At 66.5% G+C, this 19,827-nt stretch carries 14 protein-coding genes; 11 read left to right on the top strand and 3 right to left on the bottom strand.

Annotation, left to right across the window (positions count from 1 at the left end):
* Positions 1–110: 110 nt before the first annotated feature.
* The 4 genes from cobW to bluB are packed head-to-tail and all read left to right on the top strand — an operon-like array spanning position 111 to position 6,125.
* A complete protein-coding gene (gene cobW / locus JQK15_RS07510; RefSeq protein ID WP_214864615.1) occupies positions 111–1,163 on the top strand; it encodes a cobalamin biosynthesis protein CobW in 1,053 nt (350 codons plus the stop codon).
* Positions 1,163–4,882, top strand: a complete 3,720-nt coding sequence (gene cobN / locus JQK15_RS07505) for a cobaltochelatase subunit CobN (protein WP_214864613.1) — start codon at positions 1,163–1,165, stop codon at positions 4,880–4,882. The genes cobW and cobN overlap by 1 nt, the downstream gene beginning before the upstream one ends.
* Before the next feature lie 2 nt (positions 4,883–4,884).
* Positions 4,885–5,490: a cob(I)yrinic acid a,c-diamide adenosyltransferase gene (gene cobO / locus JQK15_RS07500; RefSeq protein WP_214865113.1), complete on the top strand. Its 606-nt coding sequence runs from the start codon at positions 4,885–4,887 to the stop codon at positions 5,488–5,490.
* The gene (gene bluB / locus JQK15_RS07495; protein WP_214864610.1) at positions 5,490–6,125 is read left to right on the top strand and encodes a 5,6-dimethylbenzimidazole synthase; all 636 of its coding nucleotides are present in this window, start codon (positions 5,490–5,492) and stop codon (positions 6,123–6,125) included. Before cobO ends, bluB begins: the two co-directional genes overlap by 1 nt.
* A 4-nt stretch (positions 6,126–6,129) precedes the next feature.
* Here bluB and JQK15_RS07490 read toward each other — a convergent pair whose 3' ends face one another.
* Complete coding sequence (locus tag JQK15_RS07490) at positions 6,130–7,974, bottom strand: ABCB family ABC transporter ATP-binding protein/permease (RefSeq protein WP_214864608.1); 1,845 nt, start codon at positions 7,972–7,974, stop codon at positions 6,130–6,132.
* A gap of 271 nt (positions 7,975–8,245) precedes the next feature.
* Here JQK15_RS07490 and JQK15_RS07485 point away from each other — a divergent pair, with 271 nt between their 5' ends.
* Positions 8,246–8,581, top strand: coding sequence for a hypothetical protein (locus JQK15_RS07485; RefSeq protein ID WP_004209508.1), 336 nt, complete (start codon positions 8,246–8,248; stop codon positions 8,579–8,581).
* A gap of 670 nt (positions 8,582–9,251) precedes the next feature.
* On the opposite strand, the gene JQK15_RS07480 is transcribed toward JQK15_RS07485, so the two are convergent.
* Together JQK15_RS07480 and JQK15_RS07475 are read right to left on the bottom strand one after the other, a co-directional pair.
* Entirely contained in the window at positions 9,252–9,818 is a 567-nt protein-coding gene (locus JQK15_RS07480; RefSeq protein WP_010336407.1) for a pseudouridine synthase, read from the bottom strand.
* Positions 9,806–11,032 carry a cupin domain-containing protein gene (locus JQK15_RS07475; RefSeq protein WP_214864606.1) on the bottom strand — a complete coding sequence of 409 codons (1,227 nt, stop codon included), beginning with the start codon at positions 11,030–11,032 and terminating at the stop codon, positions 9,806–9,808. Before JQK15_RS07475 ends, JQK15_RS07480 begins: the two co-directional genes overlap by 13 nt.
* A gap of 71 nt (positions 11,033–11,103) precedes the next feature.
* Between JQK15_RS07475 and mobA the strand changes: the two genes are divergently transcribed.
* The 6 genes from mobA to JQK15_RS07445 all read left to right on the top strand — a co-directional run bounded on the left by mobA (position 11,104) and on the right by JQK15_RS07445 (position 19,819).
* Entirely contained in the window at positions 11,104–11,643 is a 540-nt protein-coding gene (gene mobA / locus JQK15_RS07470) for a molybdenum cofactor guanylyltransferase (protein WP_125985501.1), read from the top strand.
* A gap of 125 nt (positions 11,644–11,768) precedes the next feature.
* Entirely contained in the window at positions 11,769–13,070 is a 1,302-nt protein-coding gene (locus JQK15_RS07465) for a cation:proton antiporter (RefSeq protein ID WP_214864604.1), read from the top strand.
* A gap of 47 nt (positions 13,071–13,117) precedes the next feature.
* Entirely contained in the window at positions 13,118–14,629 is a 1,512-nt protein-coding gene (locus JQK15_RS07460; RefSeq protein ID WP_214864602.1) for a tryptophan halogenase family protein, read from the top strand.
* A gap of 278 nt (positions 14,630–14,907) precedes the next feature.
* On the top strand, positions 14,908–17,949 hold the full coding sequence (locus JQK15_RS07455; protein WP_353047189.1) for a TonB-dependent receptor: 3,042 nt from the start codon (positions 14,908–14,910) through the stop codon (positions 17,947–17,949).
* A 149-nt stretch (positions 17,950–18,098) separates the two neighbouring features.
* On the top strand, positions 18,099–18,809 hold the full coding sequence (locus JQK15_RS07450) for a SapC family protein (protein WP_214864600.1): 711 nt from the start codon (positions 18,099–18,101) through the stop codon (positions 18,807–18,809).
* Complete coding sequence (locus tag JQK15_RS07445) at positions 18,806–19,819, top strand: cupin-like domain-containing protein (RefSeq protein ID WP_214864598.1); 1,014 nt, start codon at positions 18,806–18,808, stop codon at positions 19,817–19,819. Before JQK15_RS07450 ends, JQK15_RS07445 begins: the two co-directional genes overlap by 4 nt.
* Positions 19,820–19,827 lie beyond the last annotated feature (8 nt).

Genomic DNA, 19,827 nt, shown 5'->3' with positions numbered 1-19,827 from the left:
CGCGGTCACGCATCTGCGGGCGAACAAGCGCCCGTCCGCGATGCCGGCCGGCCGTGCGTGCGCGCCCGGTTCGCTCCCGCCCCGGTTGCTCCGGCGCGCGAGTATTTGTCATGGCCAACACTGCATCTGCCAAGATTCCGACCACCGTCATCACCGGCTTCCTGGGCGCGGGCAAGACCACGCTGATCCGCCATCTGCTGGAAAATGCGAAGGGGCGCCGGCTCGCCCTCATCATCAACGAATTTGGCGATGTCGGCGTCGACGGCGAACTGGTGAAGGGCTGCAACGACGCCGCCTGCCCGGAAGAGGATATTGTCGAGCTGGCCAATGGCTGCATCTGTTGCACCGTGGCCGACGATTTCCTGCCGACCATGACCGCGCTGCTCGACCGGCCGAGCCCGCCCGACCATATCATCATCGAGACGTCGGGGCTGGCCCTGCCCAAGCCGCTGGTCAAGGCCTTCCAGTGGCCCGACATCCGCACCCGCGCCACGGTGGACGGGGTGGTCGCGCTGATCGACGCCGATGCGGTCGCTGCCGGTCGCTTTGCCACCGACGAGGCGGCGCTGGCCGCCGCGCGTGCCGCCGATCCCAATCTGGACCATGACAGCCCGCTGGAGGAATTGTTCGAGGATCAGCTCGCCTGTGCCGATATGGTGGTGCTGAACAAGAGCGACCTGGTCGATGCCGACACGCTGGCCGCGGTCGAGGCGCAGGTCGATGCCGAGACGCGGCCCGGCGTAAAGATCGTCCGCGCCGCCCATGGTGCGGTCGATATCGGCGCGCTGCTGGGCATCGTCGCGGCGGCGGAGGATGATCTCGACGCCCGGCCCTCGCACCATGAGGCGGAGGGCGAGGATCATGACCATGATGATTTCGACAGCTTCGTCGTCAGTGGCGATGCGGTTGCCGATCCCGACACGCTGGTGCAGGCGCTGTCCGCGCTGATCGCCACCCACGACGTGCTGCGCGTCAAGGGCATGGTCGCGGTCGCGGGCAAACCGATGCGCCTCGTCGTGCAGGCGGTCGGCCCGCGCATCCAGCATTTCTTCGACCGCCCCTGGCAGGCGGGGGAGGCGCGCCGCACCCAGCTGGTGGTGATCGGCCAGAAGGGGCTGGACCGCGCCGCTATCGAGGCCGACATCCAGGCCGTGCTCGGCTGATGCATCTCCTGTCCGCCACGCCGGGAACGATCAGCGACGGCGAGGAGGCGATCGACCTAGACCAGCCGCCCGGCGACATCGTCATCCTGACCGTGGCGGACAGCGATCTGGCCTGTTTCGCCGCCGCCGCCGCGCGCCTGCCCGATGATGCGCCGAGCGTGCGGCTGGCTAATCTGCTGCAGCTCAAACATCCCTATTCGGTCGATCTCTATGTCGAGAAGGTGATCGCCAAGGCGCGGTTCGTCTGCGTCATCCTGCTCGGCGGCAAGAGCTATTGGCCCTATGGCGTGGACGAGATTGCACAGGTCGCGCGCGAAAGGGGCATCGCCTTCGCCGCGATCGCCGACGGGCGCGAGGGCGATCCCGCGCTGGATCTGGCTTCCACCGTGCCGGCGGCGATGCGCGAGCAGCTGCGCGACTATCTGCGCCAGGGCGGCACCGCCAATGCGCTGTCCTTCCTGCGCTGCGCCGCCCGGCTGACCGGCGCGGATGCGGGCGAGCCAGACCATCCGCTGCCGATTGCCGACGCGGGCCTCTATCTGCCCGGCCATGACCGGCCCGGCGTGGCGGAACTGCGCGCGACCTGGGTCGAGGGGCGGCCGGTGGCGCTGCTGATCTTCTATCGCGCGCTGGTGGTCGCCGGCACGCTGAGCGCGGTCGATGCGATGGTCGCGGCCCTTGGCGCGCGCGGCTTCAATGTCGCCGCCGTGCATGTCCGCGCGCTGCGCGAGCCGTTCGTGCGCGACTGGCTCGGCGGGCTGCTGGCCGACATCACGCCCGACATCATCGTCAATGCGACCAGCTTCGCCGCCTCCTCTTCGTCCGAACCGCGCGTGCCCGGCATCTTGGAACAGGCCGACTGTCCGATCCTGCAGACCGCCTTTGCCGGGGTCGAGGAAGGCAGCTGGCGCGGGTCCGCCCGTGGCCTTGGCCCGCGCGACCTGGCGATGAATGTCGCCCTGCCCGAAGTGGACGGCCGCCTCTTCACCCGCGCCGTCGCCTTCAAGGCCGCCGAGCGGTTCGATGAACGCACCCAGTGCGGCATCGTCGTGCCGCGCGTGGCACCCGACCGGGTCGCCTTCGTCGCCGATCTGGCGCGCAACTGGGCGGCGCTGCGCCGCGCCGCGCCGGCGCAGCGCCGGGTCGCGCTGGTGCTGGCCAATTATCCCAATCGCGATGGGCGGATCGGCAATGGCGTGGGTCTCGACACGCCGGCCAGCGCCGCCGCGATCCTGTGCCGGCTGGGTGAGGCCGGCTATGCGATCGGGGACGCCCCGCGCGATGGCGCGGCGCTGATGCGGCTGATGACCGGCGGCGTCACCAATGACCGGGCGTCGCTGGATCGGCCGGGCGAGGCCAGCCTGTCGCTCGATATCTATCGCGCTGCCTTGGCCGCTCTGCCGGCCAGCGCGCGGGACGCCATGGTCGATCGCTGGGGGACGCCCGAGGCCGACCCCTTCGTGCGCGACGGCGCCTTTCGACTTGCGGTCCATCGTTTCGGCCATGTCGCGATCGCGGTGCAGCCGGCGCGCGGTTACAATATCGATCCCAAGAGCAGCTATCATGACCCGGCGCTGCCGCCGCCGCACGCCTATTTCGCCTTCCATGTCTGGCTGGCGCAGGATTTCGGCGCGCAGGCGCTGGTCCATGTCGGCAAGCATGGCAATCTGGAATGGCTGCCGGGCAAGGCGGTGTCGCTCTCGGCCGATTGCTTCCCCGAAATCTGCGCCGGGCCGGTGCCGCAGCTTTATCCCTTCATCGTCAATGATCCGGGCGAGGGGACGCAGGCCAAGCGCCGCATCGGCGCCGTGATCCTCGACCATCTGACCCCGCCGCTGACGCGGGCGGAAAGCTATGGGCCGCTCAAGCAGCTCGAGGCCCTGGTGGACGAATATTATCTTGCCGCCGGCATGGACCCGCGCCGGCTCGACCGGCTGCGCCGCGATATCATCGACCTCGCCCGCAGCCAGGGGCTGGACAAGGATGCGGGCGCCGCCGGCGACGATGACGACGCGCTCGCCGCGATCGACAATTATCTGTGCGAGCTGAAGGAATTGCAGATCCGCGACGGGCTGCATGTCTTCACCGCCTCGCCGCAGGGGCGGCTGCGCCGCGACCTGCTGGTCGCGCTGGCGCGCACGCCGCGCGGGCTCGATCATCCGGGGCAGGCGTCCTTGCTGCGCGCGCTGGCCGATGATCTGAGGCTCGGCTTCGATCCGCTCGATTGCGTGCTGGGCGCGCCATGGCATGGGCCGCGTCCAGCGGCGCTGGCGGACTTATCCACAGACCCTTGGCGCACCCATGGCGACATGGTCGAGCGGCTGGAACTGCTGGCGGCGGCGCTGGTCGACGGCGCGGCGCCGGTCGGCCCGGCCAGCACCGCCGTGCTGGCGGCGATCGCCGATGATCTGGCGCCGCGCGTCGACGCCTGTGGTCCGCGCGAGGCGGCGGCCCTGCTGGCCGGGCTCGACGGACGGTTCGTGCTGCCCGGACCATCGGGCGCGCCGACGCGCGGCCGGCCCGACGTGCTGCCGACCGGGCGTAATTTCTTCTCGGTCGATACCCGCGCCGTGCCGACCGCTGTGGCCTGGGATCTGGGCCAGCGATCGGCGCAATTGCTGGTCGACGATTATCTCCAGCGCGAGGGCGACTATCCCCGCGCCATCGCCCTGTCCGCCTGGGGTACGGCGAACATGCGCACCGGCGGCGATGATATTGCGCAGGCGCTGGCGCTGATGGGGGTGCGACCGCGCTGGGAATGGAGTTCGGGGCGGGTCGTCGGCTTCGAGATGATGACCCTGGCCGAGCTGGGCCGGCCGCGCGTCGACGTGACATTGCGCGTCTCCGGCTTCTTCCGCGACGCTTTCCCCGAACAGATCGACCTTATCGACAGCGCCGCCCGCGCGGTGATGGCGCTCGACGAGCCGGACGAGGATAATCCCGCCGCCGCCCGGCATCGCGCCGAGCAGGCCGCGCTGGTGGCGGATGGTGCCGATGCCGCCGACGCCGCGCGCCGCGCCGGTGCCCGCGTGTTCGGATCGAAGCCCGGCGCCTATGGCGCGGGGCTCCAGGCGATGATCGACGAAAAAATCTGGCACAGCCGCGCCGACCTGGCGGACGTCTATCTCGACTGGGGCGGCTATGCCTATGGCGCGGGGGTGGAGGGCGACAGCGAACGCAGCCTGTTCGCCACCCGTCTGGCCCAGGCCGATGCGGTCGTCCAGAACCAGGATAATCGCGAGCATGACCTGCTCGACAGCGACGATTATTATCAGTTCGAAGGGGGCATCGCCGCCGCCATCGAGCATCTTAAAGGTGCCAAGCCGCTCAGCTATCATAATGACCATAGCCGCCCGGAGCGGCCGGTGATCCGCACGCTGGAGGATGAGATCGGCCGCATCGTCCGCGCCCGCGTCACCAACCCCAAATGGATCGCCGGCGTCATGCGTCATGGCTATAAGGGTGCGTTCGAGATCGCCGCCTCGGTCGACTATCTCTTCGCCTTCGCCGCCACCACCCATGCGGTGCGCGACCATCATTTCGACGCCGTCCATGCTGCCTTCATCGAGGATGAGGCCGTGCGCGCCTTCATGGCCGACGCCAATCCCGCCGCCCTGCGCGAGACCGCCGCCCGGCTGGCCGAGGCGCTAGAACGCGGCCTGTGGAAACCCAGATCGAACAGCGCGGGCATGCTGCTCGCCCAGCTTGCAGGAGAGTGATGATGGTCGAACGCACCGACGAACAGCATGCGGAAAAGATGAAGAAGAAGCAGGCCGCCCATGACAAGATCATGGCGACCAAGACCCAGGAAAAGGGCCTGCTGATCGTCCATACCGGCAAGGGCAAGGGCAAGACCACGGCGGCGCTGGGCATGGTCGTGCGCATGATCGGTCATGGCCGCAAGGTCGGCGTGGTTCAGTTCGTCAAGGGCGCGATGACCACCGGCGAGAAGGCGGTGTTCGATGCCTTTCCCGAACAGGTCGAGTTCAAGCCGATGGGCGAGGGCTTCACCTGGAACACCCAGGATCGCAACCGCGACATCGCGCTCGCCCGTGAGGCGTGGGACGAGGTGAAGCGCATGGTCGCCGACCCCGACTATGCCCTGGTGTTGGCCGATGAACTCAACATCGTGCTACGCTACGACTATCTGCCGCTGGACGAGGTGCTGGCGGTGTTGACCGGCAAGGACGCGATGAAACATGTCGTCGTCACCGGCCGCAACGCGCCCGAGGCGCTGATCGAGGCGGCCGACCTGGTCACCGAGATGACCATGATCAAGCATCCCTTCCGCAGCGGGGTGAAGGCGCAGGCCGGCATCGAATATTGATGCAGGCCTTTAATCCCGATTTCTGCGCGACGCTGACGGAGTTGCTCACCTGGCGCCGCGATGTGCGCCATTTCCGCACCGATCCGCTGGACGAGGCGATGGTGCTGGAACTGCTGACGCTGGCGCAACTGGCGCCCTCGGTCGGCAACAGCCAGCCTTGGCGCTTCGTCCGGGTAAGGACGCCGGCGCTGCGCGCGACACTGGCCGATCATGTCGATGCCGAGCGGGAGCGGGCCACCAGCCAGATCGCCGACGCGACCCGACATGATGCCTATCGCGCGCTGAAGCTGCACGGGCTGGGCGAGGCGCCGGAGATCATCGCCGTCTTCTGCGATGATGCGACATCGGCCGGCGCGGGGCTGGGCGCTGCGACCATGCCGCAGACCCGGCTCCATTCGGTGGTGCTGGCGATCCACACGCTGTGGCTGGCCGCGCGGGCGCGTGGGCTGGCGCTCGGCTGGGTATCGATCCTCGATCCCGCCTTTGTCACGCGGACGCTGGCAGTGCCCGACGACTGGACCTTCGCCGCCCTGCTGTGCTTGGGCCATCCCGAGACGGTCGCCGACACGCCCGAACTGGACCGGCTGGGCTGGCAGGCCCGGCTCGATCCGCTGGCGCAGATCAGCGAGCGCTGACCATTTATTGCGGGGCGACCTCGAACATGTCCTCGATCCCCGGCTCCTCGGGCATGTCGTCGCGTTCGGTCGCCTGGCGCGCCCACATGGTGGCGTAGAGACCGTCGGCGCGGACCAGATCGGCATGGCGGCCCCGCTCGACGATGCGGCCGGCGTCCAGCACGATGATCTCGTCGGCATCGACCACGGTCGACAGGCGATGGGCCACCACCAATGTCGTGCGCTTGCGGCTGATGTCGCGCAGCACGGTCTGGATCTCGGTCTCGGTGCGACTGTCGAGCGCGCTGGTGGCCTCGTCCAGCACCAGTAGCGGCGGGTCTTTCAGCAGGGTGCGGGCGATGGCGACGCGCTGTTTCTCGCCGCCCGACAGCTTGAGGCCACGCTCGCCGACGCGGGTGTCATAGCCCTGGGGCAGGCTCATGATGAAATCATGGATCGATGCCGCCTTGGCCGCCGCCTCGATCTCCGCCTGGTTTGCGCCTTCGCGGCCATAGCCGATATTATAGCCGACCGTGTCGTTGAACAACACCATGTCCTGCGGCACGATGCCGATCGCGGCGCGCAGCGATGCCTGCGTCACGGCGGATATGTCCTGCCCGTCGATCGACACAGTGCCGCCCTGGATATCGTAGAAGCGGAACAGGATGCGGGCGATGGTCGACTTGCCCGCGCCCGAGGGACCGACGATGGCCAGCGTCTTGCCCGCCGGCACCGCAAAGCTGACGCCATGGAGGATCTCGCGTTCGGGATCATAGCCGAAGCGGACATTGTCGAAGCGGACGGCGCCGCCCGCCACCTGCAGCGCCGGGGCGCCGGGGGCGTCCGCCACCTCCGTCTCGGTATCGATCAGCTTGTACATCGCCTCCATGTCGATCAGGCCCTGGCGGATGGTGCGATAGACCATGCCGAGCAGGTCGAGCGGGCGGAACAGCTGTGACAGGAGCGTGTTCACCAGCACCACGTCACCGGTCGAGAATTGCCCCCGGCTCCAGCCCCAGACGGTATAGGCCATCGCCCCGCCCATCATCAGGTTGGTGATCAGCGACTGGCCGATATTGAGCCAGGCGAGGCTGTTTTCCGACTTCACCGCCGCCTTGGCATAGCGGCGCATGGCGGTGCCGTAGCGCCGCGCCTCGCGCTCCTCCGCGCCGAAATATTTGACCGTCTCGAAATTCAGCAGGCTGTCGACGGCATGGGCGACGGCGCTGGTGTCCATGTCCACCATGTCGCGGCGCAGCTGGTTGCGCCATTCGGTGACCAGCCGCGTGAACCAGATATAGAGGGCGACCATGACCAGCGTCGCGGCGACCAGGCCGGGGCCGAACTTCACCAGGAAGATGGCGCAGACGGCGAGCAGTTCGAGCACCGTCGGCGCGATGTTGAACAGCAGGAAATAGAGCATCGTGTCGATACTCTTGGTGCCGCGCTCGACGATCTTGGTGACGGCGCCGGTGCGCCGGTCGAGATGGAAGCGCAACGACAGGCGGTGGAGATGGACGAAGACATCGTCGGCCAGGCGCCGGCCGGCTTCCTGTCCGACCTTCTCGAAAATGGCATTGCGCAGATTGTCGAACAACACGCCGCCAAAGCGCGCGCCGGCATAGGCGACGACCAGCGCCATGGCGAGACCAGCGGCCGGCTCCAGCCCCGGTGCCATCCGGTCGATCGCGCCCTTATAGGCGAAGGGCATGGCGAGGGTGACGACCTTGGCCAGCGCGACCAGCCCCAGCGCCACCGCGACACGGCGGCGCAGCGCCGGCGCATCGGCCGGCCAGAGATAGGGAATGAAGCGCCGCAGCGTGGCCCAGGCGGGCGGAAGGGGCGTGGAATCGGGCGTGGCTGGGGGCATTTGTCGCTATTTAGGGCATGATGGGCGGCAATCCAGTGGCGCGGCCATCCGGCCGACCACGCAAAAGCGTCCCTTGTTGGAGATCATCCGCTTAACTTCGCACATTTCCCGCACATTCTGACATTTTCTTGCGCCCCGCCGATCCTATCGAAAAGTCGGGAACCGGGTGGCAAGAATAGCAAAGCGGGCTGCTGTAGGACAGCATCTTGCCCCGATGCGGCGGGCATGGCAGGCTTCGCCTCCGTCATCCTTCCCCGACAAGGAGCACGGCATGGAACCCTTCAGCGCAGCCCCCTTCAGCATGGCTTTGGCCCCCGAACGACTGTGGCAGGCGATCAATCCCTTGACCTGGACGCAGAGCGGTGGTCAGGTCGGCCTCATCAATATCGCGCTCGGTCAGACGGCACGGCCCGACATAGAGCGCACGGTGCTGAACGAGGTCGGCAGCTATGGCCGGCAGATCGGCCGGATCGGCGATGCGCTGGAAGTGCTGATCCGCCATTTCGAGACCAGGGATCTGCCACAGGCGGAACGCGACGCGCTGACGATCCTGATGGGCCAACTGGCCGAGGTCCGCAAGGTCAAGGCGCGCGAACGGGAGGGGTGAAGGGTGGGAACAAGGCATAGCCCCTCCCTTCCAGGGAGGGGTTGGGGTGGGTTGCGAGCGTAGCGAGCTTCTGCCCTATCGATCGTAGACCGCCGCTGCGCGGCGCACCCACCCCCGGCCCCTCCCTGGAAGGGAGGGGAGTAGGGAACAGCCGCTTCTTCTCGAAGCCTGCCAATCCCACAGGCGTCATCCTGACGACAGTCAGGATCCATTCTGCACTGCGCCAGATAGGGCTTGCTGAATGGATTCCGGATCAAGTCCGGGATGACGGCGAGGGAGAGGGCAGTATTGGGTCGTCAGCCATCAATGACGGGAGATAGTCGCTTCCGCTCATCCCCAGCAATGTTGCGCCGGACGCGATCCGATCGCGCGCGCGGCCGTCATCGCCCACCGCTTTCCTATTCACCCTGGCTCTGCTCTACCCTTGGCGATGCGACAGCGCGTTCCTTCGTCACCCCGTCTTCTCCATCCGGCGCTTGCCCGGCGCGCAACCGGTGCGTGGGTGTCGCTTCGGCGGCACGCGGGGGGGGCGATCCGGGCGCGGTGCGCGGACCCGCCCCCTGTTGGAGGTGACGCGTCATGGATGCGCGACCGGCGCGTCGCAGAGGCAAAACCGGCGCAAAAGGCCCCGAAAGCCCGTTTACACTGTGAACTTCGGGAGAGGCGTCTTCTATCGGCCCTGGCGCAGGATCGCCGGCGCTTCCCGCCAGGTGCCCGGCGCGATGTCGTCGATCGTCCAGTCGCCGATGCGCCAGCGGACCAGGCGCAGGGTCGGCAGGCCGACCGCCGCGGTCATGCGGCGGACCTGCCGATTGCGCCCTTCGCGGATGGTGAGGCGCAGCCAGCAATCGGGCACGCTCTTGCGGAAGCGCACCGGCGGGTCGCGCGGCCACAGCGCGGGATCGTCGATCCGCTCGACCTCCGCCGGCAGGGTCATGCCGTCCTTCAGTTGCACGCCGCGCCGCAGCGCCGCCAGCGGCGCATCGTCGGGGTCGCCCTCTACCTGGACCAGATAAGTTTTGGGCATCTTGAAGCGCGGGTCGGCGATGCGCGCCTGCAGCCGGCCATCATCGGTCAGCAGCAGCAGCCCTTCGCTGTCGAGGTCGAGCCGACCGGCGGGATAGACACCGGGCTGGTCGACATAGTCGGCCAGGGTCGGGCGCGGCGGGCCGGTGCGCTCGTCGCTGAACTGGCACAGCACGCCATAGGGCTTGTTGAGGAGGATCAGTCGTCCCATGCGTCGTCCTCCTCATCGTCCTCGCCCATATCCTCAAACGCGATGCTGCCCTGATTGTGGAGCAGCACCAGCAGCGCGATCGCGGCATCATCGCCCGCCAGCGCCGGATCAAGCTCCAGCGCGTCATCCGCGCACAATTGCTGCGCCAGCGCCGCGCTGGCGCCGGTGCAGTCATGCGACGCGCCATCGACGAACAGCATGATGGCGTTTTCCGCCCGGACGAAGGCGAAGCGGCTGGCCGGATTGCGGCGCAGGGGTGCGCCTTCCGCCACCAGCGCCTGCATGGATGCCGGGTCGATCGCTTCCTCGGGTGCCCAGTCAATCTCGGGATATTTGCGGGTGCTGCTATATTCGCCGAACCAGCGGGCAAAGCCGGCGGGATCGCCCAATTGCTCCAGCACCATCGCCTGCAACCGGGCCAATGCGGCCGGGGCGATCTCGCCGGGATTGGCCTGGCGCGCCAAAGCGGGGTCGGCATAGCGGTCATCCTCCCCCAGCCCTTCGAGCAGGCGATCGGTCCAGCCCTCGATCAGTTCGCTGCGCGCCGGCGCGCGGAAGCCGACCGAATAGGTCATGCAGTCGGCGCCCACCGCGACGCCATCATGGGCGATGCCGGGCGGGACATAGAGGATGTCGCCGGGTTCCAGCACCCATTCGTCGGTCGCGTCGAATTCGGCCAGCAGGCGCAGGTCGGCATGGGGGCGCAGCGGGCTGCTATCGTCGCACATCTGGCCGATGCGCCAGCGGCGGCGGCCCGCGCCCTGGATCAGGAAGACGTCATATTGATCGAAATGCGGGCCGACGCCGCCGCCGTCGCTGGCATAGCTGACCATGACATCGTCGATCCGCCAGTCCGGGATGAAGCGGAACGGGGCGATCAGCGCCGCGACATCGGGCACCTGATGATCGACCGCCTGCACCAGCAGGGTCCAGGGGCTGGCGCCGAGCGCGGCGAAGCGATCCTCCGCCAGCGGCCCCTGTTCCATTTTCCAGTCGCCGTCCGCCTGCACCACCAGCCGCGACTCGACGCCCTCCTCGCAGGCCAGGCCCGCCAGTTCCTCGGGCGCCAGCGGGTTGCTCCATTGCGCCCAGGGATTGCGGATCAGCAGCGGCTTTTGTTGCCAATAGTCGCGCAGGAACAGGTCGATATCGAAATCATGCAGATGCATCGGGGTCTCGCCGGGAAGGGGCGGCGCGCGGGGCGCGCCTGCCATCGGCCCGAACCCTTGCCCCTGTGCCCTGCCAATGTCAAAGCGGATGGACCGGATCGGCAGGAGGGGCGGGCATGGCCAGGCTGTTGGGGGCGATAATGGCGGGTGGACGCGCGACCCGCTTCGGCAGCGACAAGGCGGCGGCGCTGCTCGACGGGCGGCGGCTGATCGACCATGCGATCGACGCGCTCTCTCCCCATGTCGCCGCGATCGCGATCTGTGGCCGGACCGAGGAAGCCTATCTCAGCCTGCCCGACCGGCCGGGGCCGGACATGGGGCCGCTGGGCGGCCTCAACGCCGCGCTGCATCATGCCCAGGCCCACGGCTTTGACGGCGTGCTGACCAGCGGCTGCGACATGCCCTTCTATCCGGCCGACCTGCCCGCGTTGCTGATCGGCGAGCGGGCGGCGATCCTCGACGGGCAGCAGCTGCTCGGCTGGTGGCCGGCCGCGCTGGCGCCCGAACTGGACGCGCATCTGGCGGAGGACAATAACCGATCGATCCGCGGCTGGCTGGCGCGGATTGGTGCGCGCACCGTGACGCTGCCGGGGCTGGTCCTGCCCAATATCAACCGGCCCGATGATCTGGCCGCGATCCGGCGCGATCGGGGGTAGCGCTCCCATTTTTTGCGGCGGGGTGCGAAAAACACTTGTCCCCCCGCGCCATCCTGCCATTGTCCGGCGCGTCGGATGCGGGGAACGGGGATTCCCATGCACCGGACAGGGGCAAGGAGGGGTGCATGGATCTGGTCCATGTCGGCGCGGCGTTGGCGGTGCAGATGGTCGTCATTCTTGGCGCCTGTCGCCTGTCCGGCTGGTTGGTCGGCCGGTTCCTGCGCCAGCCACGGGTGATCGGCGACATGATCGCGGGCATCCTGCTTGGTCCCTCGCTGCTTGGCTGGCTGGCGCCGCAGGCCCAGGCGCTGCTCTTCCCGATCGAGACCCGGCCGCTGCTGCATTTCGTCGCGCAGGCCGGCATCGGCCTCTACATGTTCCTGGTCGGCCTCGGCTTTCGCCGCGCGCATTTCCATCTTCAGGCGGGCAGCGCCGTTGCGGTTTCGCTGTGCGGCATCATCGTGCCCTTCCTGGGCGCGGTGGCGCTGACGCCCTGGCTGTCGGCCATGGGGCTGTTCGGGCCGACGGTCACGCCGTTCGAGGCGACCCTGTTCATCGGCGTCGCCATTTCCATCACCGCCTTTCCCGTGCTGGCGCGGATCATCCGCGAACGGGGGCTGGGCGGCACGCCGCTCGCCGCGCTGGCGCTGTCGGCCGGGGCGATCGACGATGCGATCGCCTGGTCGATTCTGGCGATCCTGCTCGCCTGCATCGGCGCGGACGGGATGATCGCGGTCCGGGCGCTGGGCGGCGGCGGGCTGTTCGCGATTGTCATGCTGTTCCTGGGCAGCCGGCTGCTGGCGCCGCTCGCTCGCTGGGCAGAGCGGGAAGGACGGGTTACGCCGGCCATGCTGCTGGTCGTGCTGCTGCTGTTCGGCGGGTGCGCCTGGGCGATGGACATGGCCGGGCTTCATGCGGTGTTCGGCGGCTTCCTGCTGGGGGTGGCGATGCCGCGCGGCATCCTGTCGCAGGGGCTGGCCCGCAGGCTGGAGCCGACGACCATCGGCCTGCTCGTGCCGATCTTCTTCACCGTCTCCGGCCTCAATACGCAGGTGACGATGGTCAGCAGCCTGTCGCTGGCGCTGGTTGCGCTGGCGATCCTGGCGGCATCGATCCTGGCCAAGGGGGGCGCCTGCTGGGCGGCGGCGCGGCTGACCGGGCAGGACAATGTCACCGCGCTCGCCGTCGGCGCACTGATGAATGCGCGCGGACTGATGGAATTGCTGGTCATCAATATCGGCCTGCAGCGCGGCATCATCGGGCCGGAACTGTTCGCGATGCTGGCGTTGATGACGATCGTGACGACGATGATGACGGTTCCCGCGATCGACCGGCTGGCGCGCCGGAAGGGGCTGGGCGGCCCGATTGCCGACGGGCCGGACGATGACCCCACCGCGCGCGCCGTCGCCACGCCCGGTGCTGCTTGACCGATGCGACGCCCCATCCTGTTTCCCCTTCCGCTGGAATGACCGACATGCATGCAGATTTTCCGACGTCCGACCGGGTGGTGAAGCGGGTTGTCGTCGCCGGCGGCGGCACGGCCGGCTGGGTGACGGCGACCGCGCTGGTCCGCCATCTGGGGCCGCTGATCGACATCACGCTCGTCGAATCCGACGCGATCGGCACGATCGGCGTAGGCGAATCCACCGTGCCGACCTTCCGCGGCTTCCACCAACTGATGAAGATTCGCGAAGACCGCTTCATGGCCGAGGCGCAGGCGACGGTGAAGCTGGGGATCGAGTTCAAAAATTGGGGGCAGGTCGGCGACCGCTATATCCACCCGTTTGGCACGATCGGGCTGCAATGGAGCTGGATGGCCGATTTCCACCATTTCTGGCTGCATGCCAGAGCGCAGGGTTTTGGCGGTGAGCTGGGCGAATATTGCCTGGAATGGGCGGCGGGCGAGGCCAATCGCATGTCGCTCAGCAGCTCGGTCGCGCCCAGCTATGCCTATCATATCGACGCCGCACGCTATGCCCGCTTCCTGCGCAGCCTGGCCGAGCCGGCGGGGGTGAAGCGGGTCGAAGGCAAGATCCGCAATGTCGAACTCGCGCCCGAGAGCGGTCATATCGCGGCATTGGTGCTGGAATCGGGCACGCGGATCGAGGGTGACCTGTTCATCGACTGCACCGGCTTTCGATCGCTGTTGCTGGGCGAGGCGCTGGGTGTCGGCTTCGAGGATTGGGGCCAGTGGATCCGCACCGACCGCGCGGTCGCGGTCCAGTCCACCTCCGACGGTCCGGGCCAGCCCTATACTTCGGCGATCGCGCATGAGGCGGGCTGGCGCTGGCGCATCCCGCTGCAGCATCGCGACGGCAACGGCTTCGTCTTTGCCAGCGATTTCATGTCCGACGACGAGGCGCATGCCCGGCTGCTGGCGGAGATTGAGGGGGAACCGATCGTCGACCCGTGGCTGGTGCGGTTCAAGACCGGCACCCGGACCAGGGCCTGGCACAAGAACTGCGTTGGCCTGGGACTGGCCGGCGGCTTCATCGAGCCGCTCGAATCGACCAGCATCCACCTGATGATGGCGGCGGTGACGCGATTGATCGAGGATTTCCCCTTCCACGGGTTCGACGACGCGCTGCTCGACCATTTCAACCGCAAGTCACGGCTGGAATTCGAGAATATCCGCGACTTCATCATCCTTCACTATCATGTGACCCAGCGTGACGATTCCCCCTTCTGGGATCATTGCCGGACGATGGAGATACCCGACAGCCTGAAGGAAAGGCTGGCGCTGTGGCAGGAAAATGGCCGCGCCTATCAATTGGGGCATGAGCTGTTCCGCGTCGACAGCTGGTCGTCGGTGCTGCTGGGGCAGGGCATGCATCCGCGCGGCTATCATCATGTCGCGGCGATGATGCCCGAACCGCAGTTGCGCGAAGAGCTGGCGCGGATGCGCAAGGACATTGCCGGGGTCGTGGCGGAGATGCCCAGCCATCGCGAATTCCTGCGCCGCTATTGTCCCGCAGAATTGGTCTAGTCAAAAATGCGCATCGGTAGAATATTTTTTGCAATGCACAATAAAACATAAAAAACCATTATTTTCAGTCAAATATAAATCTGTAAATCAAACCCTTAGAGACTTTAACCGATCACAGCATCATAATTGACAACGCTGGCCATTAGGCTAGCATGAACGTCCAATAAGGCTCGATGTGGGCGAGCTGTTAAAAAAGGGAGGATTCTGAAATGGGTTTACCATATTCCAGATTCATGCGTTGCGCGTCTCTGATAGCGCTAACGTATAGCGTTACACCAGTGATAGCGCAGGCGCAGGACGCCGCCGTCCAGAATGCCGAAGCCGACATCATCGTCACCGGCGTGCGCGCCAGCCTTGATCGCGCGATCGACATCAAGCGCAATTCCAGCGGTGTGGTCGATGCCATTTCGGCCGAAGATATTGGCAAATTCCCCGACACCAATCTGGCGGAATCGCTGCAGCGTATCACCGGCGTGTCGATCGACCGCGTCAATGGCGAAGGGTCGCAGGTCACGGTCCGCGGCTTTGGCGGCGGCTTCAACCTGGTGACGCTGAACGGGCGCGCGCTGCCGTCGGCCAATGTCACCACCGTCGGCGGCGACTCCAATGCCGATTATTCTTCGGGCACCAGCCGCTCCTTCGACTTCGGCAATCTGGCATCGGAAGGCGTCAGCACGCTGGAAGTCTACAAGACCGGTCGCGCCGCGATCCCGTCGGGCGGCATCGGCGCGTCGATCAACGTCATCACCCGCAAACCGCTCGACGCGCGCGAGGCGGGCTTCAGCGGCACGATCGGCGTCAAGGCGCTCTATGACACCAGCGTCGAAAAGAGCCTGAGCGACCCGGCCAAGATTACGCCCGAAGCATCGGGCCTGCTAAGCTGGCGCGATGAGAATGAAGTGTTCGGCGTGTCGATCTTCGGCAGCTACCAGAAGCGTAATTTCTCGAGCCGCGGCGCGACGGTCAATGGCTGGAACATCCGCCGCTACAGCCAGTTTGCCGATCCGGCCAACGGCTTCGTTAACGCCAATACCCAGATCAAGAACGCGCCGACCGACCCCAACACCCTGGTGTCGGTGCCCAATGACAGCAGCTATTTTTATTCGCAGGGTTCGCGCGAGCGCATCAACGGATCGGCGGTCGTGCAATTCCGCCCGACCGAGACGCTGACTTTCACCGCCGATGCCTTGTTTGCGCAGAATAAGCAGAGCGAACAACGTGCGAGCCAGGGCAACTGGTTCAACCGCCCGTTCGCGCAGGTGGAGTTCGACGGCAATCCCGTCATTGCAACCACCACATTTCTGCAGGAAAATATTGCGGGCGTTAAGGACGCGGCCTTCGAACAGGCATATCGCGGGGTACGCAATCGGCTCCAGGATTATGGCCTGAACGCGAAGTGGGAAATCAACGACCGCGTCACCCTGTCGATCGACGGCCATACCGGCCTGGCGCAAAGCTCGCCGAACAATCCCAATGGCGTCAGTTCGACGCTGGTCGGCCTGGGTGCACCTGTCGTTGCGTCGCAGTCTGCTGATTTCAGCGGTGTCATTCCCGTCCAGTCGATTGTCATCAATGATGCGGTGCCGGGCCGTGGCCCCAATGGGAACGGCCTACTCGATCTTGGCGACCTCGGATCGCAGATGGGGCGCACGGTCTCTTCTTCACAACGCCAGCGGCTCAACGAAATCCGGGCCGATCTCGGCTGGGAACTGGATGATCTGGGCAGCCGGTTCGACGTCGGCGGCAATTATCGCACGTCCAAGATGCGACAGGCCCGCACCCAGACGCAGCAGACTCTGGGTGACTGGGGCATCGGTAATGTCGGCGACATTGAAAGCCAGGCGCCCGGCGTCCTGCAGACCTATTGTCTCGTTTGCAAATTCGACAATTTCGATGCCAAGGGGCAGGGGGCGACACTGGTCGCGTTCCAAGGCAATGCTGTCGATCTGTATAATGCGCTGTCGCCCTACTATGCGGCGCGCGGGAACGCGGTGGGCATCACCAACCGGGAAGATAATCGCGTCAAAGAAGACATCTGGTCTGCTTATGGCCAGTTGACCTGGAAGGGCGAACTGGCCGGCCGCAACGCTACACTGGTTGTGGGGGCTCGCTATGAGCGCACGAAGGTCAAGTCGACGTCGCTGATCGCCATACCCAACGGTATCACCTGGACGGCAGACAATGACTTCGTCGTGTCCGTCTCTGACCAGGTGGAGCCCATCTCCGACAGCGGCAACTACAACAATTTCCTGCCCGCGATGGATTTCCAGATCGAGCTGGCGAAGAATTTCATCGGTCGCTTCTCGTTCAGCAAGACCATCGCCCGGCCCGATTATGGCAATCTGTTCGTCGCCACGTCGGTCGGCACGCCGCCGCGTCCGATCGCGCTCGGCGGCGTCGCCAGTGGGTCGACTGGCAACGCCCGTCTGGCGCCGCTGATTTCCGACAATCTCGATCTGTCGTTCGAATGGTATTACAAGCCGTCGAGCTACATCTCGGCGGGCGTGTTCGAAAAGCGGGTGCAGAATTTCGTCGGCACCGGTCAGACGACCCGCAACCTGTTCGGGCTGCGCGACGTCAGTTCGGGTGCGGCGGGATCGCGTTCCGGCACCGCCTTGGCGGAGTTGCAGCGGCTTCGCTACGATCCGACCGACGTCAATCTGTTCACCATGACGGCATTGTTGCAGGAGGCCGGCGGCAATATCCAGGCGGCGTCGCAACAGTTCCAGGCGAATGTCGTCAATGGTGCGCTGGACCAGGATTTTGCAGATCAGGTCTTGCGCCGAGTGGATTTGGTCGCCGACGCCAATGACCCGCTCTACGATTTCGAGGTCACGCAGCCGATCAACAATCGGCAGGGCAAGATCTGGGGCTTCGAACTCGCCGCCCAGCATTTCTTCGGCAATACCGGTTTCGGTGTGTCGGCGGCCTATACGCTGGTCCGGGGTGACGTGGGCATCGATGTCGGCGCCGATCCGAGCGAGGACCAGTTCGCGCTGGTCGGCCTGTCGGATACCGCCAACGCCACGCTGATCTATGACAAGAACGGCCTGTCGGCGCGTCTCGCCTATAATTGGCGCGACAAGTTCCTGCAGTCGGCCAACCGTGGCGGCGGCGATCGCAACCCGGTGTTCGTGCGCCCGTTCGGCCAGCTCGATCTCAACATCAGCTGGGATGTGTCGGAACAGTTTGCCGTCTCGTTCGAGGCGATCAACCTGACCGAGAGCGACATCCGCACCTATGGCCGCGACAAGAGCAACCTGTGGTATGCGCAGGAACTGGATCGCCGCTTCCTGCTGGGTGGTCGCTTCCGCTTCTAAGGGGGTGAGCCGGGGCCGTCCTGCCGGGCGGCCCCGACTTTCATAATTGCGTCGGGCGGACAGCATCGGGGCGGGCTACGCAAAGGGCTTTTCCTGCGCCGCCGACGCCCTACTATGGCCGCCCGTTCATGCGGCACGCCGGATATTCCATGACCAGCACGATGATACTCGATCCCATCACCCATGCCGCGCTTCGGGTCGCACCGGGCAATGGCGCTGCCTTCGGCGATGCCGTCAACCAGACCCTGATCTTCCCGACCGAGATCGACGCGATCCAGCGGGAATATCCGATCCTGATCCAGCGCGATGGCCAGGGCGCCTGGCAGCTCACGGCGCTGCTGGGGTTCGATCGCGACGAAAATCTGTTTCTCGACGCCGGGGGCTGGACCGCACGCTATGTGCCCGCCGTCCATCGGCGCGGCCCTTTCCTGATCGGCATGCAGCAGCGCGACGGCGAAGACCATCCGGTGATCCATGTCGACCTCGACGATCCGCGCGTCGGCGCGGCGGGCGAAGCGCTGTTCCTGCCCCATGGCGGCAATGCGCCCTATCTGGATCATGTCGCCGATGCGCTGCGCACCATTCACGAAGGCCATGGCCTGAGCGCGCCGATGTTCGCCGCGTTCGAACAGGCCGGGCTGCTGGCGCCGATCGCGCTGGACATCGCGATCGACGACGCGCAGCGCTATGACATTGCCGGTCGCTTCACCATCGATGCCGATCGGCTGGAGGCGCTGGATGGTCCGACGCTGCAGGCGCTGCATCAGGCGGGCCTGTTGCAACTGGCCTATGCGATCCGCTCCTCGCTCGCCAATATCGAGGATCTGATCGTGCGCAAGCGGACGCGGCAGGCGGCGTGACGCTGCGCCAGACCCGGCGGATTGCCGCCAGCGACCTGACGCCTGGCTGGCTCGACGATCTGATGGCGGCGCAGAGGCCGGTCGTGATCGTCGGACTGGTCGATGGCTGGCCGCTGGTCGCTGCCGGGCGGCGATCGGCGCAGGCGGCGATGGACCGACTGCTCGCCAATTATGGCGGCGCGCCGGTCACCGGCTATGTCGGGGCGCAGGAGGCCGGGGGCCGCTTCTTCTACAATGATGAACTGACCGGCTTCAATTTCGATCGCGGACAGGCGCCGCTGCCCGATTATCTCGATAGGATCCGGGCGGATGCCAGTGGCGAGGGGCCGGCCATCTACATCGGATCGACCGATGTCGACCGCTATTTCCCCGGCCTACGCACCGACCATGACCTGCCCGGCCTGTTCGGTGCGGCGGTGCCGACCGTCAGCCTGTGGATCGGCAACCGCACGGTCGCCGCGACCCATTATGACAGCTCGCACAACCTGGCCTGTTGCCTGGTCGGGCGGCGCCGCTTCACCCTGTTTCCGCCCGACCAGGTCGGCAATCTCTATCCCGGTCCGCTGTCGCCGACGCCCGGCGGCCAGGTGGTCAGCATGGTCGATCCGGCCGCGCCCGACCTGGCCCGTTATCCGCGCTTTGCGCAGGCATTGGCGGCCGGCGAGGTGGCCGAACTGGAGCCGGGCGACGCGCTCTTCTACCCGGCGCTGTGGTGGCATCAGGTCGAAGCGCGCGACGGCTTCAACATCATGATGAACTATTGGTGGGACGCCGTCCCCGACTTCATCGACACGCCGATGGCGACGCTGCTGCACGGGCTGCTCAGCATCCGCGAGCGGCCGGAGCTCGAGCGCATGGCCTGGCGCGCGCTGTTCGACCATTATCTGTTCGGACCGGCGCAGGATGCGCGCGACCATCTGCCCGATCACGCCCAGGGACCGTTGGCGCCGCTGACGCCGCTGGAGGCACGACGCCTGCGGGCGATGGTGATGCAGCGCCTCAACCGCTGAAAGGGCGG

The sequence above is a fragment of the Sphingobium sp. BHU LFT2 genome (assembly GCF_018604485.1).
Classification (GTDB): domain Bacteria; phylum Pseudomonadota; class Alphaproteobacteria; order Sphingomonadales; family Sphingomonadaceae; genus Sphingobium; species Sphingobium yanoikuyae_A.
This window is presented reverse-complemented; position numbering and strand designations above follow the sequence as displayed.